Consider the following 313-nt stretch of genomic DNA (forward strand, 5'->3'; position numbering starts at 1 on the left):
CCTCGCCTTCTTTGCTGATTTGGGTATTCAGGCCCTGGACAAGCTGAAAGCCACGCTGGATTCGTTTGTACAGCTGGGCGTTCAGGCGCTGGACCGGTTGCTGGCACCGCTGGATGTTTTTACCCAGTTGGGGTTGAAAGCGTTTGAAGAATTAAAAGCCAGCCTCGCCTTCTTTGCTGATTTGGGTGTTCAGGCGCTGGACAAGCTGAAAGCGACACTGGATTCGTTTGTACAGTTGGGCGTTCAGGCGCTGGACCGGTTACTGGCACCGCTGGATGTTTTTACCCAGTTGGGGCTGAAGGCGTTTGAAGAA

1 pseudogene is annotated in these 313 nt (G+C 53.7%); it reads left to right on the forward strand.

What is annotated here, in order from left to right:
* Positions 1-313 (forward strand): annotated as a pseudogene (locus Xhom_RS25485) (phage tail protein); the annotation flags it as partial.

This window comes from Xenorhabdus hominickii (assembly GCF_002632725.1).
Taxonomy (GTDB): Bacteria; Pseudomonadota; Gammaproteobacteria; order Enterobacterales; family Enterobacteriaceae; genus Xenorhabdus; species Xenorhabdus hominickii.